This window comes from Asticcacaulis sp. AND118 (assembly GCF_020535245.1).
GTDB lineage: Bacteria > Pseudomonadota > Alphaproteobacteria > Caulobacterales > Caulobacteraceae > Asticcacaulis.
Window position 1 is genome coordinate 786178 of sequence record NZ_CP084911.1, and the last position, 17321, is coordinate 803498.

At 58.5% G+C, this 17321-nt stretch carries 16 protein-coding genes; all 16 read right to left on the reverse strand.

Going from position 1 to position 17321, the window contains the following annotated elements:
* Nucleotides 1–10: 10 nt before the first annotated feature.
* Nucleotides 11–1414 (reverse strand): efflux transporter outer membrane subunit, encoded by a 1404-nt coding sequence (locus LH365_RS16905; RefSeq protein ID WP_226745730.1) that lies wholly within the window; start codon nt 1412–1414, stop codon nt 11–13.
* Nucleotides 1414–4638: an efflux RND transporter permease subunit gene (locus LH365_RS16910; protein WP_226745731.1), complete on the reverse strand. Its 3225-nt coding sequence runs from the start codon at nt 4636–4638 to the stop codon at nt 1414–1416. Before LH365_RS16910 ends, LH365_RS16905 begins: the two co-directional genes overlap by 1 nt.
* Nucleotides 4639–4820: 182 nt before the next feature.
* Entirely contained in the window at nt 4821–6023 is a 1203-nt protein-coding gene (locus LH365_RS16915) for an efflux RND transporter periplasmic adaptor subunit (RefSeq protein ID WP_226745732.1), read from the reverse strand.
* Nucleotides 6024–6280: 257 nt separating this feature from the next.
* Nucleotides 6281–7375: a tyrosine-type recombinase/integrase gene (locus LH365_RS16920; RefSeq protein ID WP_226745733.1), complete on the reverse strand. Its 1095-nt coding sequence runs from the start codon at nt 7373–7375 to the stop codon at nt 6281–6283.
* Nucleotides 7376–7551: 176 nt separating this feature from the next.
* The gene (locus LH365_RS16925) at nt 7552–7944 is read right to left on the reverse strand and encodes a hypothetical protein (protein WP_226745734.1); all 393 of its coding nucleotides are present in this window, start codon (nt 7942–7944) and stop codon (nt 7552–7554) included.
* Nucleotides 7945–8049: 105 nt separating this feature from the next.
* The gene (locus LH365_RS16930; protein WP_226745735.1) at nt 8050–8475 is read right to left on the reverse strand and encodes a hypothetical protein; all 426 of its coding nucleotides are present in this window, start codon (nt 8473–8475) and stop codon (nt 8050–8052) included.
* A 95-nt stretch (nt 8476–8570) separates the two neighbouring features.
* The gene (locus LH365_RS16935) at nt 8571–9410 is read right to left on the reverse strand and encodes a hypothetical protein (RefSeq protein ID WP_226745736.1); all 840 of its coding nucleotides are present in this window, start codon (nt 9408–9410) and stop codon (nt 8571–8573) included.
* 175 nt (nt 9411–9585) lie between these two features.
* A complete protein-coding gene (locus tag LH365_RS16940) occupies nt 9586–10068 on the reverse strand; it encodes a hypothetical protein (RefSeq protein WP_226745737.1) in 483 nt (160 codons plus the stop codon).
* 180 nt (nt 10069–10248) lie between these two features.
* Nucleotides 10249–10791 (reverse strand): hypothetical protein, encoded by a 543-nt coding sequence (locus LH365_RS16945; protein WP_226745738.1) that lies wholly within the window; start codon nt 10789–10791, stop codon nt 10249–10251.
* A complete protein-coding gene (locus tag LH365_RS16950) occupies nt 10791–11291 on the reverse strand; it encodes a hypothetical protein (protein WP_226745739.1) in 501 nt (166 codons plus the stop codon). The genes LH365_RS16945 and LH365_RS16950 overlap by 1 nt, the downstream gene beginning before the upstream one ends.
* 84 nt (nt 11292–11375) lie before the next feature.
* Nucleotides 11376–11801, reverse strand: a complete 426-nt coding sequence (locus LH365_RS16955; protein ID WP_226745740.1) for a hypothetical protein — start codon at nt 11799–11801, stop codon at nt 11376–11378.
* Nucleotides 11802–11872: 71 nt separating this feature from the next.
* Complete coding sequence (locus tag LH365_RS16960) at nt 11873–12598, reverse strand: hypothetical protein (RefSeq protein WP_226745741.1); 726 nt, start codon at nt 12596–12598, stop codon at nt 11873–11875.
* Nucleotides 12599–12655: 57 nt separating this feature from the next.
* Entirely contained in the window at nt 12656–13417 is a 762-nt protein-coding gene (locus LH365_RS16965; protein WP_226745742.1) for a PhoH family protein, read from the reverse strand.
* Nucleotides 13418–13479: 62 nt separating this feature from the next.
* Nucleotides 13480–14841, reverse strand: a complete 1362-nt coding sequence (locus LH365_RS16970) for a hypothetical protein (RefSeq protein WP_226745743.1) — start codon at nt 14839–14841, stop codon at nt 13480–13482.
* Between the two features lie 163 nt (nt 14842–15004).
* Nucleotides 15005–16516, reverse strand: coding sequence for a hypothetical protein (locus tag LH365_RS16975; RefSeq protein ID WP_226745744.1), 1512 nt, complete (start codon nt 16514–16516; stop codon nt 15005–15007).
* Between the two features lie 81 nt (nt 16517–16597).
* Nucleotides 16598–17134 (reverse strand): hypothetical protein, encoded by a 537-nt coding sequence (locus LH365_RS16980; RefSeq protein WP_226745745.1) that lies wholly within the window; start codon nt 17132–17134, stop codon nt 16598–16600.
* Nucleotides 17135–17321 lie beyond the last annotated feature (187 nt).

Genomic DNA, 17321 nt, shown 5'->3' on the forward strand with positions numbered 1-17321 from the left:
GGAGGAGTTTTTAGACCTGCCACTCGCCGCCCAGAGCGCGGATCAGGCGCACCGTCGCCTGATACTGCTGGGCGCGGACCTGAAGATCCTGACGGCGGATGCGCAGATAGGAGCGCTGGGTATCCAGCACTTCGAGCTGCGACACATAGCCGTGCCTGTAGCGCGATTCCGACAGATCCAGCGCGCGTCGCGCCGCCGCCAGAGCCGCGGCCTGGGTCTGGGCTTCGCCGTTTAGCCCGTCGATGTCCGACAGGGCGTTTTCGACGTCGCCAAAGGCCACCAGCACGCCCTGACGATACTGGGCGAAGGCGATGGCCAAATCGCCGCGCGCCAGTTCGACGCCGGCCTTGCGTTGACCGCCGTCGAAGATGGCCTGCGCCAGAATGCCGGTGAGAGACCAGTTTTTGGCCGCTTCGGAAAAGACGTCCGACAGTTCGTTCGACGCGCCGCCCGCCGTGGTGGTCAGGTTGAGGCGCGGGAACCAGGCGGCCCTGGCGATGCCGACGCGCTTTTGCGCGGCTTCCATGGCCTTTTCGGCGGCGGCCACATCGGGACGGCGCGCCAGAAGCTCGGATGGCAGACCCGCCGGGATCAGGGGCACGGCTCCGGCCCACGGCTGAGCGTCCCATGCCTTGGCCTCGATGCGGAAGGTCGAGGGGAGGTCGCCGACCAGCAGGCTCAGGGCGTTTTCGACCTGCGCGCGCTGACGGTCGAGCGCCTTGAGTTCGGCTTCGGTCGTGGCGACCTCGGTCTGCAGGCGCACGACGTCCAGTTCGGCGACATCACCGGCCTCGTAGCGGCGCTGGGTGACGCCCAGCGTGCCCTGATAGGCCTCCAGCGTCTCGGCGACGATGGCGCGGTCCTCATCGAGGGCGCGCAGGGCGAAGTAGGTCTCCGCCACCGCACCCTGAACGAGCAGTTGCGCCCATTTGGCATTGTCCTCGGCGGCCGAGGCTTCGAGCTTGGCGGCCTGTGTTGCCTTCGACAGACGGCCCGACAGGTCGACTTCGTAACCGAGGTCGAGACCCGCCGCGTGCAGGGTCGACGCCTTTGGGTACTGGCCTGTTTCCGCCGCGCGCGACGATTGCAGCCCGGCATTGACCTGCGGCAGTTGCACGGCGCGGGCCTGACGGATCAGGGCGCGGGCCTGCTGCACGCGGGCGGCGGCGATGGCCACGTCCGTATTGCGGGTCATGGCGCGGGCTTCGAGATCGTCGAGCACCGGATCACCGAAGATCAGCCAGAAGGCGTCGGCCTTCTGGGCCAGAGGCGGCGCGGTGGTCTCGGTCGTCGACGGGGCCTTGAAGGCGGCCGGGGCGGTGAGCCCGGCATCCTTCGTCAGCGGTTCGGTGGCGCAGCCGGTCAGCAGAAGGGCGGCGAAGGTTAAGGGGATCAGGGGTTTAAAGTGAGACATTAATGTGCCTCCGGGTTTGAGTTCAGCGTCGCGGTCGTCGGCGCGGTGCCGATGACTTCGTGGCCGGACTCGTCGGGGTGGGTATGAGCCTTGAGCGGACGGTTGCCGGTCAGGGCGCGCAGCGTGACGTAGAAGACGGGGGTCAGGAACAGGCCGAAGACGGTGGCTCCGATCATGCCGGCGAACACGGCCACGCCCATGGCGTGACGCATTTCCGCCCCGGCCCCGTGGGCCAGCACCAGGGGAAGAACGCCCATAATGAAAGCGATCGAGGTCATCAGGATCGGGCGCAGGCGCAAGCGGCTGGCCTCGATGGCGGCCTCCAGCGGTTTGCGACCGGCCAGTTCCAGTTCGCGGGCGAACTCCACGATCAGGATGGCGTTCTTGGCCGACAGCCCCACCAGAACGAACAGGCCGATCTGGGTGAAGATATTGTTGTCGCCTCCTGAAATCCACACGCCGGTGATGGCGGCGAGCAGACCCATGGGAACGATCAGCAGGATCGAGATGGGCAGGACCAGACTTTCATACTGCGCCGCCAGCACGAGGAAGACGAGCAGGATGACCAGCGGGAAGATGATGGCCGACGAGTCGCCCGCCAGAATCTGCTGATAGGTCAGGTCGGTCCATTCGTACTCGATGCCGGGGGGCAGGACTTCGGCGGCGATCCTGGCGGCGGCCGCTTCGGCCTGACCGGACGAGAATCCAGGCGCCGGTCCACCGTTGATGTCGGCGGCCAGATAGCCGTTATAGCGGGTGGCGTTCACCGGCCCGAAGGACGGCTCGACCTTGAGCAGGGCCGACAGCGGGATCATCTCGCCGGTGTTGGAGCGAACCTTGAGCTGACCGATGTCTTCCGGACGGGCGCGGTAGGGCGCGTCGGCCTGAAGGCGGACCGAATAGGTGCGGCCGAACTTGTTGAAGTCGTTGACGTACATCGAGCCGAGGTAGATCTGCATGGTGTCGAAGACATCCTGCACATTGACCCCGAGCTGACGGGCCTTGACGCGATCGATGTCGGTATAGACCTGGGGCACATTGATCTGATAGTTCGAGAAGACACCGGCCAGTTCCTTGGTCTGATAGGCCTTGGCGACGAAGGCCTTGGTGGCCTGATCGAGCGCCTCGGGCCCAAGCGCGCCGCGGTCCTGAAGCTGCAGCTTGAAGCCGCCCGTGGTGCCGAGGCCGAGGATCGGCGGCGGCGGGAAGACGACGACATAGGCGTCGCCGATACCCATGAACTTCTGGTTCAGCGCACCGGCGATGGTGCCGGCGTCGAGGTGGTTCTTGCCGCGTTCCTCGAAGGAGTCGAGCGCCAGGAAGACGACGGCCGAGTTGGAGGCCAGGGTAAAGCCGTTGATCGACAGGCCGGGGAAGGAGAGGGCGTCTTTCACGCCGTCCTGCTTCATGGCGATGTCGGTCATGGCGCGGGCGACGGCCTCGGTGCGGTCCAGCGTAGCCCCTTCGGGAAGCTGCACCATGCCGACCAGATACTGCTTGTCCTGCGCCGGGATGAAGCCGGTCGGGACGGTCTTGAACATGAACATGGTCGCGGCGACCAGCACGGCGTAGAGACCGAGCATGAGCGCCTTGCGCGAGATGATGCCGCCCAGACCCTTGCCATAGTTTTCCGACGAGCGGTTGAAGAAGCGGTTGAACAGGCGGAAGAAGCCGCCCAGCCACTTGTCCATGAAGCGCGTCAGGCCGTCCTTTTTGGCGTGATGGTCCTTGAGCAGGAGCGCCGCCAGGGCCGGAGAGAGGGTCAGCGAGTTGATCGCCGAAATCACCGTCGAAATGGCGATGGTCAGCGAGAACTGACGGTAGAACTGACCCGACAGGCCGGTGATGAAGGCCAGCGGCACGAAGACGGCGACCAGCACCAGCGCGATGGCGATGATGGGACCGGAGACTTCGCGCATGGCCTGATAGGTGGCCTCCTTGGGCGACTTGCCGGCTTCGATATTGCGTTCGACGTTTTCGACGACGACGATGGCGTCATCGACGACGATACCGATGGCCAGAACGAGGCCGAACAGGGTGAGCGCGTTGATGGAGAAGCCGAAGGCGTGCATCACCGCGAAGGTGCCGATCACCGACACCGGCACGGCCAGCAGCGGGATGATCGAGGCGCGCCAGGTCTGAAGGAAGACGATGACGACGATGACGACGAGGATGATGGCTTCGAGCAGGGTGTGAATGACCGAGTCGATCGATTCCTGCACATACTCGGTGGTGTCGTAGGCGATGCGGTATTCGACGCCTTCGGGCATGGTCTTTTGCAGTTCGGCCATCGCCTTCTTGACGTCGGCGGAGACCTTCAGCGAGTTGGCCCCGGCCTGTTCGAAGATGGGGATGCCGACGGCCTTCTGGTTGTTCAGCAGAGAGCGCAGCGAATAGTCGGCGGCCCCCAGCTCGATGCGCGCGATGTCGCCCAGATAGGTGACGGCGCCGCCTTCGGAGCGGACGATGATGTTGCGGAAGTCTTCTTCGGTCTTCAGGCGGCCCTGAGCGTTGACCGACATCTGAAGGGTGATGTCCGGCTGTCCGGGCGACGCGCCGACGATGCCGGCGGCGGCCTGCACGTTTTCACCGCGCACGGCATTGGCGACGTCCGAAGCCGAAAGACCGCGCTCGGCAACCTTTTGCGGATCGAGCCAGATGCGCATGGAATATTCGCCGCCGCCGAACATCTGGATCGGGGCGACGCCTTCGATCTTCTGAAGGCGGTCCTTGACGTGGATCAGGGCGTAGTTGCGCAGATAGTTTTCGTCATAGCGACCGTTGGGCGAGACGAGGTGCACGACCAGCGGCAGGGAGGACTGGCTCTTCTGCGTGGTCACGCCCAGCGCGCGTACGTCGGCCGGCAGACGGGCTTCGGCCTGCGACACGCGGTTCTGGACCATCTGCTGGGCCAGGTCGGGATTGGTGCCGAGCTTGAAGGTCAGGGTGAGGGTCATCTGACCGTCGGAGGTCGAGGCCGAGGACATGTAGATCATGTCTTCGGTGCCGGTGATGGCTTCCTCGATCGGGGTGGCGACGGTTTCGGCGATGACGGCGGGGCTGGCGCCCGGATAGACGGCGCGCACCACCACCTGCGGCGGCACGACTTCGGGATATTCCGAGACGGGCAGGGTGCGCAGGCTGAGGAGCCCGAACACCACGATGAGCAGCGACAGGACACCGGCGAAGATCGGCCTGTCGATGAAGAATTTTGAGAGGTTCATGGCATGGCCCTTTGGGCATCATGAGGGTTGAGCGACCCTCTCCTCCCTGCGAAGTGGGGAGGTGGCAGCCCGCAGGGCTGACGGAGGGGGTAGTTGAAATGGCCGAACGCGATGAAGCGGTGAAAATACCCCTCCACCGCTTCGCGGTCCCCCTCCCCACTACGTAGGGAGGAGACGTCGCGTTACACGTTCGGCTTGGGCGTGGCGTCGATGACGGGTTTAAGCGCGACCAGTTGCGGCGCGACGACCGTGCCGGGACGCAGGGCCTGAAGCCCCGACATCACCACGCGGTCACCGGGCTTGAGACCGGCGGTGACGACCTTCTGGCCGTCGATCGTGCCGCCGAGCTGGACTTCGCGGTATTCCACCGCATTGCCCTTGCCCACCACATAGACGAAGCGCTTCGACTGATCGGTGCCGACGGCGACCTCGCTGATGAGAATGGCCGGCTTGGCGGCCGCCTCACCCAGCTTGACGCGGACGAACTGACCGGGGATCAGCTTGCCATCGGCATTGGCGAAGACGGCGCGGGCGCGGACCGTGCCCGACTGGCTGTCGAACTGGTTGTCGATCAGTTGCAGATGACCGTTCAGCGGCTCTGCGCCGTCATCCAGTTCCAGCTTCACCGGCACCTTTTCGAAATTGGCGCCGTTGAGGTCGGCCAGCGTGCGGTTGATCACCTCTTCATTGGCGTCGAAGCTGGCATAGATGGGCGACACCGACACCAGAGTGGTCAGGACCGCCGAACCGGGGCCCGAAGCGACGAGGTTGCCCTGGGTGACCTCGATGCGACCGACGCGGCCCGAAACCGGGGCGCGGACCTGCGTGTAGGAGAGGTTGAGATTGGCCGATTGCAACACGGCCTGAGCGGCGGCGAGGTCGGCTTCGGCGCTACGGAGACTGTTTATGCGGGTTTCAGCTTCGGATTGCGAGATGGCCCGCTCACTCAGGAGGCGCTCGGCGCGGGCGTTTTCCGAACGCGCCAGCGTCAGGCGGGCTTCGGCGGCCTGAACCTGAGCGCGGGCGCGGGCGACTTCGGCGGCGTAAGGGGCCGGGTCGATGGTCATCAGAAGTTGGCCTTCCTTGACGAAGGCGCCTTCGCGGAAGTGGATGGCCTTCACGGCGCCCGAAACGCGCGAGCGGATTTCGACGCGCTCGACGGCTTCGAGACGGCCGGAGAAGGAGTCCCAGCCGCTGACGGTCTGCTCTTCGACCAGAGCCACCTTGACCGGAATGGCCTGTGGCGCGGCCGGAGCCGCCTGTTCGGAGGCATTGGAGGTCACGGCGTAGATGCCGAACGCGCCGATGGCGAGCGTGGCGATGGCGGCGGCGGTAAGAAGGGTCTGGCGCGGGGCGCGCTTATAGATATCGGACGGAGTCAACATGCGGGTCACCTTCGGGGAGAAAGGGATAAAAAGGGAAGCGGCGCCGGAAACAGCCCTTGAACCAGAGCCGCTGAGGTCCATTTATGTACTGTTTCGCAAATTAATAGGGGCTAAGGCAAATTTTTGTGCGAATTGGTACAAAAATTTGTCAGCAGTCGTGAAAAGGTGGCGAAATCTTATTCCCTGACCGCTTAGATGGCGTGAGAGATATGACATCTGCGTGTCATATTAAAGCGCGTCCGAATATCGTATATTAATCAAGCTATTACTAAGCTTCTGTGTGCGGTATCCGTGTGCTCTGTGTCCCCGTTGTGTCCCTCGAAATTCTGCGTTTTGGCTTCAGAATTCACTCGCTCGAACGCGGCATCAAGGAATGAGGATGTGTCCACATAGATTTTGAGCATGGTCTCGACGGTGTCTTCTGACCATCCCACGATTGCAGCGATCTCCGAGTTTCGGTAGCCGCTCTTGTAGAAGTTGGTTACCGCCGTCCCTCTGAAGTCGTGGAAGTGCTTGCCGGAAATCCCTGCCATCTTCTTGAACCGATAGAAGCGAGACCCAAAACCGTTTGCGGTCCAGGGGTTCCCATAGCCGTTCAAGACGACATACTCACTATGACCGGAATAGGTGGCACACTCTTGTAAAACCTTCCGGCATTCCTCGGTGATCGGTGGGAATGCGAAACGCTTTCGCTTGGAGGTTTTGATCGCCACCTTCGTTGCCCGAACGTTTTCCCATTTCAGGTTTAGGATGTCGCCCATCCGAAGACCGAGGTGACACGCCAGGTCCACAACGCGCATGACGTTGGGAGGGGTCGAGTCCCGGAGAACTTCGATGTCTTCGGGCGTCCAGATGATGTGGGATCGATCCGCGCGGTGGATACTGGCTATCCCGCGGGTCGGCTGAGCATCACAGATGCCTCTTGCCAGAAGCCACTTAAAGAAGATCGACACAATCTGGATTTTGTCGTCTGCGGCTTTGGGAGTGTGTTGGGACTCGTCGCGCCATTCAGCGAGATCGACCTTGATGTCAAGGCGAGAGAACATCGGCAGAGTGTAGTGACCGAAGGCGTCAGTGAACTTCTTCAGCAGACGCGTATAGTTAGCTTGGGTCAGGATGTTCAGGTTGGTGAACTCCGGCGATGCTTTGTATCTCTCGACCAGAGTTGGGATGTCTTGCGTGTCGCTAACCGCACGCTTCACAAGCTTTAAGGCAATTTCTTTGGTGCGACCGGTTGCCTTGTTGAGTAGTGAACCGCCTTTTTTGTCATACAGATAGGCGTCAAACTGGTTTTCATTTCGTTTTACAACTTTGTGATACACGGCGTGCATTCCTTGCTTGTTGGAACGCATCTTCATAATCATTAACCGGTGAGGAAGTCAATATTCTGAAACCGCCATCATTATTGAATATTACTTCAGTAATGGGAATATTTGCTAGTTTCAGAATGTCTAGTGCTTTCGTGAGTGAGTATGCTCTGGCCATGCGAATAGACACCCCTCACTGGCTGGCGAGGGGTGTTCCTTTGTTACGCTCGTACTTGCTGAAGGGTCTCGACCGCTTTCTTGATCTTCTCGGTCGGGACGGTGGCGTCATCGACGCTCAGGAGGCGGTTGCCTTGTTGTTCGAGAGCGAGGGCGCCGGCGAACAGCTTCTCGACCTCGTAGTTGACCAGCTCGCCGATCTTGGTCTGGGTCTTGCTGGCCTTCTTCATCTGCTGAAGGTCGAGCAGTTCCCGGATTTTCAGGACCAGCTCTTCGACCCGGACTTCCAGCTTCCAGCACAGGTCTTCGAACTTGCTCTGGCTGGCCTTCAGGGACTTGATCTGGGTGAAGGAGTCGGTCGGTTTGGTGCGGAGAACCGCGACGCCCGCCAGGCCAGCGAAGATGATCGCTGCGAACGGGAGTAGGGATGTGTTCATGTATTGCCTCTGTTTTGATTGTCTCGCACGTTGTAAGTAAGTGCTGACTTATAATTATCCTCAAAAGAGAACACCGTCAACCGAAATTGAGCGGCGTTCCCTGGATTAAAGCGAAGTGCCTGCTGGCTTTTTCGCTTTCATGGCGTTGAGCGTCCGATTGAAATCGGTGCTCAGGAACGCAGGGTGAGCGGAGCATAGCTCATTGGCGATGGCTCCGCATGTGATGTGGGCGACGATGCGATAGCGCCCATTCCCAAGCGGCTCCTTCAGGATGTTCGCTTGGATGCCGGAGTCGGCTGAATTGTAGGTCGAGATTTGAACGTCGGTCTTGGTCTGGATCTTGTAGCTGGCGTTCTTCACCACCCAGACCTCAGCCATCTCCCACATGTCCCGGCACTCGGTGGCGGTTTCACAGACCGGGATGGTGGTCTGGTATTCGGTCCACGCAGCGGCGCGGTCCTCTTGAAACTGGGCCGACACGCAGCCGGCGAGGGGTATCAGCGCGGTCAGCGCCAGCAGTTGTTTTAACATTCATCACCTGATTTGGTTGTTGGTGAATGTTAACCGCGCGTTAAGACCCCAGCAAGCTCCATCCACAGCTGAAATTGTGGGTTATTTCTACCCGCCTACACAAGCGCTCCGGAGAGGTAGGATTGCTTGTTTAGTCTTCTGCGCATCTCATGCGCTAAACCGCGTTTATCCTTCTCTTCCTTGCCGTAATCGTAGCCTTTTCCGCCGTCCTTCAGGTTATAGAGGTCGAGCGACGTGAAGCCGATGATCTCGTGCTTGATCTTCAGATTATCGAGAACCTGAGAGAAGCCCCAAGCGGACTCGATCGCCGTTCTGCATTTCTGGCCGTGCATGGAGCCGGAGAGGTCTATCAGCAGCGTCACAGCCACAGCTTTGGACTCATGGACGTGTTTGCGGCGGAAGACACGATCGTCGCCGGTGGAGAGACGGTGCAGCGAAGGCGAACTCAAGCGACCGCTACGATGACCGGGGACATAGTAGGATTGCGAGCGGGCGGCCATGATCGCATCAGTTTCCTTCGCCCATACGTCCTTGATGAGGTAATCGCGCAGAGCGGCGAGGTTGATCGCAGCGCCACGGAATTCCTTCGACATCTGGATCTCGATCCGGCAGTCCTCGACGATATTCGTCATGACGTGATGGCGGTTGCGCTTCTTCGAGCGCGGGTCTTCCGGAGAGTGGTTCGACGTGGTGAAGAGAGCGTGGGCGACTTCGTGGTCGAGGAAGCCTTGCAGCGCGGTCATGAACTCCGGCGTCGGGTTGTCCGGGATGATCGGCAGGTTGATCAGGATCGGCTTACCGGTGACGAGGTCGAACCTGCAGTAGGCTTGCGAACCCCGCTGGGTGACTTGGATGCTGTTCTTAGCGAGGAGACGGACGGTCTTTACGATCGCCTCTCTGATCTCCGCTGCTTTGAGCATGGTTTGGTGTGACATAGTGAGCCTCTGTTTTGCGTGTCTTTGCGACATTATAAGTCAGTGCTTACTTATTAGCAGAGCGCTAACACGCATTCAAGCGGCGTATCGAGAGGTATGTCAGGAAAATAAAAAAGCCACAGTCGCTGGGACTGTGGCTTGAGGTTGGGTAAGCAACACTGTGTAGCGAAGGCTGTTACGCGGCTTGCGGAGCGGCTTTCAGCGCCGCATCACGGGCGCCGGGGTGAGCAATGACGGCTGCGATGGCTTCGATCGTTTCGTCGTTGAGGTCGTCCGGGATGCTGCCTTTTGTGCGAACGGCGCGGATGAAGCTCAGTTCAGGACCACGGACCAGGCGCTCATTGAGTGTCTGCAGCACTCGGTTACCGTCTTCCTTCTCGCCCATGTATGCTTCGAACCAGAAACCCATCAGCATGGCTATGTCGAGGTTTAGGACACGAGAGAAGTCCGGGATCTTTTCCAGAGGGATCTTCATCTTGCCCGTGCGGATCATCGACAAAACGTTGGAGGTCTTGAAACCGATGTCTTTGGCAATCCTGTCAATGGTCCGACCTTGAGCCAGATGATCCCAGTTCTTGTTCAGGAACTCGGCGAAGGCCATGCCGGCGCCGGTCTTTGGTGCGATTTGAGGGCGTCCTTTGGCGGAGGTATCGTTCATTCTTATCTCTGTGAGTGCTGCTTTTTCTAGTGTGACAAATCAGTCAGTCCTTACTGACAAAGCGACATTACGTTTACGCGCACGGTATGTCAACCAAATGATCTCTGGCTTATCGAATAAGTAGCAGAAGCACGCTTTACCATTAACTGACGATTAACCTCAGTGAGTATTGGAAAGGTATTAAAATACTCCCCAGTCGGCATCGGCAGCGTAGAATTCGGCTTTGAGCTTGTTCTCCGACTCTCTTTCCTCTGGGGAAAGTGTAATTTCGGGTTCATAACTCTCGGTTGCTTTACTCGCTCCGGCGATGAACTGGACCGTCGCATAGTTGCGGTGATTTCTTACCAGAAATGGGTTGCTGATCTTATCCTTTACCCATACGGGATATTGATATGCTTTTTCGATATGAGACCAGAGTTCTTGAGGCGTATCGCACTCGGAAATAAATGCGGCAACACCGCCCCAAACGCCGCCGGTGACGGTCTTGGTGGGCGACTTCATGAACAACTCGACATCTTTAACGTCCCGAATTGCCTCGGCAAATTGGCGTGGGGTCCACATATTGCCGTTATCGTTGTCCCAGCGCTTTTCGAACGTCTTAGGACGAGTCGCATCCTGTTTCACATATCGAAGAGTCACTGCGCCCTGAAGCGCGTAAATGGCGATTACGATTTCGCCATCTCTATAGTAGACGTATACCGCCTTCTTTTCTTTGGTTTGCACTAAAACATTCCCCAGGTCGGGTCAGATTGAACGGAAGAGAGGTATGCCTCTCGCTCAGCGAGTTCCCGGCGGAACAGCTTATTTGTAAGCCTTTCGCTTTCAGTTTCGCCCCGTAGGGCATTCAGCATCTCGCCCGCCTTCGGGTCCGCAACGATCTTGTTGAAGACCTCCGGGGCGTGTCCGATGAACGGGATAAGATCTGACGAGACATAGGTGAGCTTTGCGGCGTCAGCCTTGTTCGTTTGTATCCAGTGGCGCTTGAAGATCGGGTGGTTCTGGACATTGGTCATGGCGTCGCTGCGCGAGCGTGACAGGTCCAGTCGATAGGTAAGGTCGGCTTCAGAACGGAGCTTGGTCAGCGGGGTCGGGTTCTTGGCCGGCACCTGAAAGAGAGCCATTCCGAAGGGTGTTGCGATCAAGAGATGGACGATTGCGGTCTGACCCATATGACTCTTCGTCGTGTAGATCAGGCTGTCGCCCCAGCTATGTTTCGTGCTCATGGTAGCCGCCAAGTTGTATTCGTGTCTTGCGGAACAATCCGCGTCTGTTTTGAGGATATAAGTAAGCTCTGACTTACACAAGTCTCACTTGTATGGGTTGTTCTTCTTCAGCCGAAGCCCGGAGATGCGTGTGTACTGTGTCGCAGTCTTCAGTGCCGACAGGATGACGTGGGTGTCAGCTTCGCCGGGATCGACCTTGGGAGGCATCAGGGCGACGAAAGACTTGATCCCAAGGGCATGTGTGACCTCGGCTGCTTTCACCGCTTCGTCATAGGCTTCAGGTTCGCCGTCATAGAGATAGATGGCTTCTTCGACGCCATTGTTCCGGAGCTTCCTAAGCGCGAGCTTCTGGTCATCCCCCTCCTTAGTTTCGGACAAATGCTTATCCAGATCGAAGTAGTCCGGTTTCACCAGCCCTTCCACGCGGTTCATAAATGGAGTGTCGCGCAGGGAAAGGGCGATAATTTTGGACTGGAAAGCAGAGTCGTAAGTTACTGGGGCAGTAGTCATTGGAAACCTTGAAACGTTCCGTTCGTCTCTATATCAATACTGAGCAATTGTCAGTCAGTAATGACTTATAATTATGATAACGCCATATCGACGATGTAATCGCCGAACTTGGCTCGTGCCTTGGCTTCGCTGATCAGCGGTTCGTGCCGGAGGAAGTTGCGGAGGGGTATTTCGGGGCGGGGACGACCAGCGATGATACTCATGAGCCAGTTTTGGCAGTCGTCTTGGTAGGCGTGGCCGGCGTAGTTCACAGCGAGATACCGAGGATCGAGCGGGACGGTCATCAGCGACTGCTGGTCGGCTTCCCACTTGGCCTTGATGAACATCACCAGCTTGTCGCCGTACAGGTGGCCGGGAAGGGGCATCCGCTGCCAGTTGCACTGGAACGCATACTGGAATGACCACTCGACCCATTTATCGTAGGGGATGCCATAGTGGTCGGCGAACATCACTGCCCGGAGCCAGGCGGTGCGCGTTCGATCCGGGGTAAGGGAGTATTCGACCTTGCCTTGGTTGCGCTTGCAGCGCCATATGGGGTGGCGGATGTGGTCGAGCTTGAAGTAGGGGCTCACCCCGAACTTGGAGCGCCAGCGCTCTATCGCCTCGCCGTAGTAGTGGCAGAAGAGATAGACCGAATGACCCAGATGCAGGAAGCGGTAGTCGTACCACTTAGACGCAAAGAGCGACCTGGCATCCTCCAAGTCCTTCTGACCGAATGCGAAAGCCACAAGACCATCAAGTCGGTCGCGGGGCATATCAATTCCGTCAAAGTGCGGGAGGTGCTGCAGGTCGCTCAATGTGGGGCTCGCTCGTTATAAGTAAGTGCTGACTTATAAATGCTGCGAAAAAGACCGTCAAGTAGCGTTTGTGATGAATTTCGGTAGGGGCGGGGAGTCTTCGCCTTCGTAGGCATCGACAATGGCGCGAGCGATACCGGAGCGAACCACGTCAGCGCGGGTGAAGGTCACTTGCGCGATACCGGGAATGCCTGACAGCTTCTCGATGGCATCGGCGAGACCATTCGGGCCGGGGATGTCGGATTGGTTCAGGTCGCCGTTGATCACCACTTTGGCGTCTTCACCGATGCGGGTGAGGAACATCTTCATCTGCCTGGGAGTAGCATTCTGGGCTTCGTCGAGGATGACGAAGGCGCCGGAGAAGGTGCGACCGCGCATGTAGGCCAGCGGGACGAACTCGATCTGACCATGCTCCAAGGCGTATTTAACGCGGGACTTGCCGAGTCGGCGTTCGAGGACTTCGAGGACAGGAACGAAGTACGGGCCAATCTTGTCTTCCATCTCACCGGGGAGGAAACCGATGGCTTCGCCGGCTTCAATGGCAGGACGTGAGACGATTATTTTCGAGACTGCTCCCGCTTCGAACTGCTCCGCGGCATAGGACGACGCGAGGAAGGTCTTGCCCGTACCTGCTGGACCGAGACCCAGTGTGAGCGTCTGACCTGCCATCTTGGCAAGGTAGCGCTTCTGGTTGTCGTTCATACCCTTGATGGGTCGATTGTCGATCTTGTTGGGGACTGGACGTTCGTCGTGATAAACAGGCTCGTCGTAGCGCTTGCGACGACCACGTTGGCTGTTTGATTGCGTATCCTTACGCACTCGATTACCCATTCATGTTACTCCATAGTGACAGGGTGTCGATCCATATTGTAAGTCAGAGCTTACTTAATATCACTACTTGATTTTTGCAATCCTGCTTTTTCCACAGGGATGTTCCAGGCGTTTCCGTGGAAGGTGATCATAACGCGATGGCCGTTCTGGTATTGCCAGACATCGGAGTGCGACCAGCTCGACATTCCGCCGTTGTAACCGAGATCGAGCTTCGATTTTGTGCCGGATTGCCAGACATCACCCAGTACGGCGCAAGAATGTGCGTGACCGAAGGTCGCCTTGATACCCGTGCGTCGGTAGCCGGCGATGGAGCCGCGGCTTCCGTTGACGCCCTCGTGGCCGTGCATACCGTTCTCGATGTCGTCGATGGTGTGCGACTGGTCGGGCGCGAGAGCGTTTTTGATGTTGTGGTGGTTGCGGGCGTAGAAGTCCGAAACGTCTTCGAACTGCTGGTATTCGGGGCGCATCGTGTCGATGACCGAACCGGGGATATTCTCGACCCAGACTCGGTGGCCGTTGGCGCGTCGGTTGGTCGGCATGATCCCGAAGCTGGCTGCGCAGACTTCAGGGTCGATCTGCTTCACATGGAGGTCGCCCCAGGTGATCGACTTCAGGTTATGGCCGGTGGTGACGACGCCATTGGAGATGCGACGGTCGAGGTCGTAGAAGCTGCCATCTTCTTCGGCGATCAGATGTCGGCAGAAAAACTTCCCGATGTGATCAGTTTCGACCAGTACGGCAGATAGCGAGTGTTCCAGCTCAGCCTTGATGCCGGCGCGCAACGGGACGTAGTTGGTCCGGGTGACGCAGCCGGTGGACAGCAGGATCTTGGGTTGCTTCTGCTTATGGGTCGGGACGGATTTGATCTGAAGCTTAGCGTGCGGGAAGATACCCCAGCGGTCCTCGGTGAAGTTCTCACACCCATTGAGCGGATTGCTGGCGGTCGGACGGGTGTTCAGTTCAGCGCAGAAATCGACGACGCCATTGATGTTGATGTGATCGAAGACGAGGTATTTCGTGAGGGAATGATGGAAGAGCCCGGAGCGTTTGGCGTGGTCTTCGAAGAGGCTCTTGTTGTAGGTGAAGCCGGCGATCATGATGTCGCAGGGTGCGTCTTCGTTGAGCCATGCACAGTAGGCTTCCAGCTGCGCCAGGAAGCCCTCGTGGACCACGGTGCGGTCTTGGGCGCTGGTGAGGATAAAGCGGCGTACACCCTGGTCTACGCGCTCTTCTATGGGCTTCAGGACGGGGCGGTGGTTCCACTGCTCATCTCTTGCCTTCTTCAGGCGAGCTTGGAGGGTGGTTCGCGGAATGCCGTACTTGCGTTCGAAGGGTCGTTGACCGCCTACTTCTTTGACCAGTGCGATCAGCTCCGAGGCAGAGAGCGAGTTCAAGTCGAGTTGTTTGGGCATAAAACTCTGGGATCAGAGTTGATAGAAAAGCCTAAGCTTTCGGTCTTAACCCCAAGCAGGAGTTAGATATTGCTTGATAATGATAACAAGCTGCAAGAATATAAGTCAATGCTGACTTATTAATCAAAGAAAAACCCCGAACCGAAGTCCGGGGTTTGTTGGCTTAGGCTGTGCCTGGTTTCCAGTTCAGATCCACTGTACCGGCGCCGCCCCAGGTCAGATCGCTGTCGGGGGCGAAGACTTTCACAATGGTTTGGGAAAGCGCTCTGATGTCTGCGAACGAACCGCCCTTCTTGAAGTAAGGGTACATGACGTAGATCAGTGTGCCGGCGCCATCGACTTGGATGTTGCAGCTTTCGACCGTACCGCCGTTCAGAACGTCCCCGCGATCGAAACCGAAGGTGTCGAACGCCGACAGACAGCGCGAGCCACCGATATTCCGGATATGACAGCCGCCGGAGGTGTCGTAGTCGTTACACAGGCTCATCCCGATACATTCCGGGGTGTCGTGCAGGGTGAGGCCCTGAGCCGACTGGGTGTTCTTTCGACCCATGTCGCGACTGAAGCCGTTGACGACGACCGTCAGGGATTGAGTCCCAGCGCGAACGATGTGCGAGTTGATCCAGTCCGAACCGGCGGAATATCCGCGACAGTCGAAGGCATAATGAAGACCATGCAGGCCATCGGTAGCCAGACCACGGAAACCGTGTGCCGTCGTGACGCGGTGGGTGACAAGGCACTTCATTTGCTGGGGAAGAGCGCCGGACTGGACGGCATAAGCGATCGACGCGCCGCCGTTTGCAGAAGCGTTGGGGCCGTTCGAGCCACCCATCATCAGCCAGCTATCGGTGCCGCTTTCGCAGAAGAAGCCGATATTCACGTCGGACTGCACTTCGAACAGCGGCACGGGACGCAGAATGCGAATGTCGTAATAGGAGACGCCGGGGATGACACCGTTCTTAACGTGCAGGCGTACTTTGCCGTTAGCTGTGTCGATAAAGAACGAGCCTTCGGCTTCATCCACCTGATCGATAGCGTCCACTTGCTCATATGCGCCCCAAGTGAAGCCGTACTTCTCAGACGGCAGACGCTGGATGACCATGTGAGCGTTCGAAGTGGTCACGTCATAGACGCCTGGCTTGCCGGCGACCGGGACGAACGAGGCTGCGATTACGCTGTTATTGTGCGTACTCAGGTCGATCTGACCACCACGGGCGACGAAGGCCATATCTACGGTGGCACGGACGATACCGGAGCCGCCGCCTGGACCATTCTCACGACCCCAGACCGACCCCGTGCCGGAGCGAATGATATACGCCTTACACGGCTGACCGGTGGCGTTGGCCAGGGTCTGCATCCGTGTCCAGCTCTTAACCGCGGCGCCAAGCGTCAGACCGTCGTTCGCATCGTTGCCGAGGACGCAGTCCACGTAATAGGTGCGGAACGGGGCGGTGAAGGCTGTGGAGAACGTATTAAAGACTGCTTCGGGCGTCATCGACGCTGCAGCGCGACGGGTGACCGGATTGACCTTGAAGGACAAGCCAGCCGGCATCGCGGGGTGATCTCGGATCAGGGGCGGCAGTGTCAGAGGCACGAGAAACGACGAGTAGCCGGGGATGCCGATTTCCGACCGTTGAACCAAGTCGAATTTGGCGATGTCGCCGGGAGTGAGCATTACCTCTCCAATTATAAGTCAGTAGTTACTTATGGAAATGTGCACGGCTATCCCGCGAAGGAGATAGCCGTGCTTTGAGGGTTAAGATTGCAGCTTGATGTAGTCGAACTGGCGGATGATCACCTGCGGGCGACCAGCGCCACTGACCTGGATGTTCAGACGCACCGTTGCGGCAGTCTGGTTACCGGTTGGGATCTCCGCGACCGGCGTGGTGATCACGTACTTCTTGTAGTTTTCGGGCAAAGGACCATCGGAAGCGGCGATCGTGTATCCCATCCCCACTGGGTTAGCGACGCCATCGGTCGTGGTGGTGAACATCAGTTCGATACCAGTCAGAACGGACGCACCGTCGAGGTTTCCCGATACGACATCGACTTCGACGACAGCGACATATTTGGCGCCTTGTTCGAGGGACGCCGTGTGAAGGAACTGAGCGGTGGCACCGGCAGTAGCAGTGAACGTGCAATTCAGTTGCCTACCCTTGGGGCTCATAAGCTTGAGCTTGGTCACGGCGACTGCAAACTCGATGCGCCCTTCCATCCTAAGCAGGTACTTAGTATCGAGGGTCCGCATAAGGAAACCAAGCGACGCGCGCTTGGTAGCGTCGAACTTACTCATTAATGCCTCTGTCTTGTTATGTCGCTCACGTCATAAGTAAGCGCTGACTTATAAATACCATAATGACGATCAGGATCAACAGGCAAATTTTATTATTTTCGGAGGCGCACATGTGGACAAAAGAAATGCCGGTTCCATATAGGAGGAACCGGCAGACAATGTGTGCTACTTTGGCTGCACGAAACGA